This is a genomic window from Alkalibacterium sp., from assembly GCF_046484155.1.
Lineage (GTDB): Bacteria > Bacillota > Bacilli > Lactobacillales > Carnobacteriaceae_A > Alkalibacterium.
Genome location: NZ_JAWOBT010000085.1, coordinates 1 through 3457, shown reverse-complemented (window position 1 = coordinate 3457; position 3457 = coordinate 1). Strand labels below are relative to the sequence as shown.

Below are 3457 nucleotides of genomic sequence, written 5' to 3'. Positions count from 1 at the left end.
AAGCTTTGATAAGCATTTATCCTGTCTGTTAATTGAATTTGATCAAGCTGGTTTCCGGGTAGATATTCCTGTGATTTCGAACACTTGATCCCGCTGAAATCGGTTAAATTTAGAATCCTCCTTCCCGAGCCACCATATCCTGTTAATGTGATGCGAAAAGGAAATATCGACTATAACTCATAAAAAATGCCTTCCCGTTTATCAGAAAAATACAGTTTCCAACACTATGATAGAAAGATCCACAGTTTTCGTCGAGCTATTTTGGGCTAATACAGTAGCATCTATGAAAAATGTGCCATGAGCAACACGAGAATTCCTGAAAAAAGACATTAAGAGACAGGTGCAATTAGAGAGCATTTGGAAAATTCAACTAGATTAAAACAATAAGTGAGTGTAAATCGTTAAATTTGTATAACTAATGAAAATCGACATGAACCTGCAATCGAAAAAATTAGAGTTGGTCCAGCTCATACTAAATACGGAGAAACCATCGATCCTGTCCAAGGTGGAAGCAATACTGAAGAAGGAGAAAGCTTCTGATTGGTGGGATGAGATAAGCCCAGAGGAAAAAAAGGCCATTGAAAAAGGGCTGGCAGAAGCCGATAAAGGAGAACTAATCCCTCACGAGGAGGTAATGAAAGAAGTTAGGGCCAAGTATCATCTGGACAAATGAAAATCAGTTGGACCCCGACAGCTAGAAAGACCTATTTCGAAGTCCTTGACCATCTTGCCAGAAAATGGGCCATAAAAGAGGTCGAAAACTTTATAAGTGAAGTTGAACACATACTGGAACAGATCAAATCCAATCCTGAAATGTTCCAGGCATCCAGGAAGAAGAAGAATGTCAGAAAAGGGCTAATTACATAACACAATACACTATACTATCGCATCAAGCCCAGGAAAAAGGAACTAGAATTAATTATCTTTTGGGATAACAGGAAAGATCCCGGGGAATTGACTTACTAGATAACCCCCCCCATTTAGCTATACTACAACATGGGGTGGGGTGGTTTGTGGTGACATTCCTGCTACAGACATTCAGCTTCCCCGGAGCTACAATTGCTCCGGACAAATAATCAATTGTTTGATAAAAATTCGATTTGTAGTATATTTGTATTATGAAAGCATTAGAATTCAAATCGAAGATTGAAAATAATCATATATCAATTCCGGCAAAACTGCAAGCTGAATTAAAAACCAAACAGAACAAAAATGTTAGGGTAATTTTGCTTATAGAAGATACAGAAATCAATGATGAAATGCTGTTCCAGCAAACTGCACAAGAGCAGTTTTTAAATGGATATTCTGATGGTGACTCAATCTACGACAATATTTAAAAATGGATCAACTGAATTTCGGGGACATCGTTCTGTTAAAGTTTCCATTTACAGACAACACAACCCATAAAAGGCGACCTGCATTGATAATCAACGATTATAACGATGGAGATATAATTGTATGCAGGATAACAAGTCAGATCTATACATCCCGAAATGACATATACATCAATGATTGGGAAAAAGCCGGATTAAAAAAACCTTCCGTTGTGCGTATTCATAAAATTGCAACACTTGACAAGGGTTTGGTGGAAAAAATTATGGGGAAGATCAACAATTCAATGAAAAAAGAAGTTCGGAACCTCTTCACAGAATTAACAGTTTAAATTTTACCTTACCGTGGGATCGCCCCCCATCCCCCCAACAGCAGCTAATCACCAAATACACTATCAATTCCTCAGGCAGTAATTAGAAGAGACGCCACAATGAAAAGGCACCTAAAAGAGTTATTTTTCTCATCACTTCTTTGGCAAATCAAATATTATATATATTTTTGTTAACCCTTTTCGTTAATCATATTTACACTTCCGGTGGAAATAAGTTACAAGAACAGAAAAATAGAAAAGCAACTAACAGACCCAAGAGAAATGGCAAAATCCTTTGGGAAGTTGGCACGCAAGGTAAATCAGCGACTCAAGGACCTCACCGATGCAGACACTTTAGCAATAATAAGAACAATTCCAGCCGCACGGTGTCACGAACTTAAAGGCGATCGCAAAGGTGAATTAGCAGTTGATGTGTCTGGTAATTACCGAATGATTTTTGAGCCGAACCACAACCCGAAACCAAAAAAAGATGATGGCGGTTTGAATTGGGAAGAGGTTACAAAAATTCAAATTAACGAAATTGAAGATTATCATTGAAAACAACATTAAAATTAACATCATGGCAACGAAACTTGAAATATCAAAATCATTATTATCTCCCCCTGGCGATACAATTCAGGAGCACATAGAATTTATTGGTATGAGCCAGGCAGAACTTGCAGAAAGAATGGGGAGACCAAAAGAAAAACTTAATGATATAATAAAAGGTAGAGAGCCAATTTCGACAGCTACCGCATTTCAATTGGAGAAAGTATTAGGTATTCCTGCAGGTTTTTGGATGAATAGAGAAAAAACCTATCGTAAAGAATTATACGAACTGCAACAACAAGAAGAACTTGAAAAAAAGAAAGACTGGTTGGGAGCATTTCCTGTAAATGATATGAGAAAATACGGTTGGCTGCCCGACACAAAAGAAAAACACGTTTTAGTAGACAGTTTACTTAAATTCTTTTGTGTTGCGTCAGCCCACGAATGGGAAAGAGTTTATATAGACGAGGAGGTATCTGTAGCGTTTAGAGTTTCATTAGCTCATACGCAAAATCCGCATGCAATTTCAGCTTGGCTGCGTAATGGAGAGATTCAATCTAAAGAAATTGAAATAGCAGTGTTTGATAAAAAAAAGTTCAAAGACGCATTGTCGGATATAAAGGAATTGGCATTTTCGATGCCTGAGGACTATACCCTACAGTTACAAAATATTTGTGCCAAATGTGGTGTGGCAGTTGTGTTCACCCAAAACTTGCCGAAAGCCCCAATTAGCGGTGCAACTCGTTGGTTCCACAATAAACCTATTATTCAATTATCGGGTAGGTATAGAACCAATGACCATTTTTGGTTTACATTTTTTCATGAAGCGGCACACATAATTTTGCATGGTAAAAAAGATATTTTTCTTGAAAATGTAGAAGGAACTGAAATAGACCGGGTAAAAGAAGAAGAAGCGAACGAATTCGCTGCAAAAATTTTATTGAAAGAAAACGAACTACAGGAAATTATTGATGCAGCACCATTAACAGAAGAAATGATTTATGATTTTGCTAAAAAATTCAGAACACCTGCTGGTGTAATCATTGGCAGGTTGCAGCATTTAAAACTTATTCCATTCTCAATTGGCAATCGTTTCAGACAAAAAATTGATCTGTTCAATTAACGCCCTTATCCCGGGATCGCCCCCATCCCCGCAGCTACCCCGCATCAACCCTACTAAAGAATTTATTCCCGATCGGGGCTGAGGTGGTGTGGTGGCAACATTCCTGCTACAGACATTCAGCTCCCCCGGAGCTACAATTGCTC

At 38.0% G+C, this 3457-nt stretch carries 6 protein-coding genes; all 6 read left to right on the top strand.

What is annotated here, in order from left to right; all coding sequences use genetic code 11:
- The first annotated feature begins 418 nt into the window (after positions 1-418).
- The 6 genes from R6U02_RS06350 to R6U02_RS06325 all read left to right on the top strand — a co-directional run bounded on the left by R6U02_RS06350 (position 419) and on the right by R6U02_RS06325 (position 3314).
- Positions 419-673, top strand: a complete 255-nt coding sequence (locus R6U02_RS06350; protein WP_410262782.1) for a hypothetical protein — start codon at positions 419-421, stop codon at positions 671-673.
- A complete protein-coding gene (locus R6U02_RS06345) occupies positions 670-867 on the top strand; it encodes a type II toxin-antitoxin system RelE/ParE family toxin (protein ID WP_410262781.1) in 198 nt (65 codons plus the stop codon). The genes R6U02_RS06350 and R6U02_RS06345 overlap by 4 nt, the downstream gene beginning before the upstream one ends.
- Positions 868-1118: 251 nt before the next feature.
- Entirely contained in the window at positions 1119-1337 is a 219-nt protein-coding gene (locus R6U02_RS06340; RefSeq protein WP_410262780.1) for a hypothetical protein, read from the top strand.
- Positions 1338-1339: 2 nt separating this feature from the next.
- On the top strand, positions 1340-1663 hold the full coding sequence (locus R6U02_RS06335) for a type II toxin-antitoxin system PemK/MazF family toxin (RefSeq protein ID WP_410262779.1): 324 nt from the start codon (positions 1340-1342) through the stop codon (positions 1661-1663).
- 261 nt (positions 1664-1924) lie between these two features.
- Positions 1925-2200 carry a type II toxin-antitoxin system RelE/ParE family toxin gene (locus R6U02_RS06330; protein WP_410262778.1) on the top strand — a complete coding sequence of 92 codons (276 nt, stop codon included), beginning with the start codon at positions 1925-1927 and terminating at the stop codon, positions 2198-2200.
- Positions 2201-2222: 22 nt separating this feature from the next.
- Positions 2223-3314 (top strand): ImmA/IrrE family metallo-endopeptidase, encoded by a 1092-nt coding sequence (locus R6U02_RS06325; RefSeq protein WP_410262777.1) that lies wholly within the window; start codon positions 2223-2225, stop codon positions 3312-3314.
- Positions 3315-3457: the final 143 nt, after the last annotated feature.

Coding starts and splice junctions, on each gene's coding strand:
- R6U02_RS06330 (WP_410262778.1), top strand. CDS start 1,925: ATGGCAAAATCCTTTGGGAAGTTGGCACGCAAGGTAAATCAGCGACTC.
- R6U02_RS06340 (WP_410262780.1), top strand. CDS start 1,119: ATGAAAGCATTAGAATTCAAATCGAAGATTGAAAATAATCATATATCA.
- R6U02_RS06350 (WP_410262782.1), top strand. CDS start 419: ATGAAAATCGACATGAACCTGCAATCGAAAAAATTAGAGTTGGTCCAG.
- R6U02_RS06335 (WP_410262779.1), top strand. CDS start 1,340: ATGGATCAACTGAATTTCGGGGACATCGTTCTGTTAAAGTTTCCATTT.
- R6U02_RS06325 (WP_410262777.1), top strand. CDS start 2,223: ATGGCAACGAAACTTGAAATATCAAAATCATTATTATCTCCCCCTGGC.
- R6U02_RS06345 (WP_410262781.1), top strand. CDS start 670: ATGAAAATCAGTTGGACCCCGACAGCTAGAAAGACCTATTTCGAAGTC.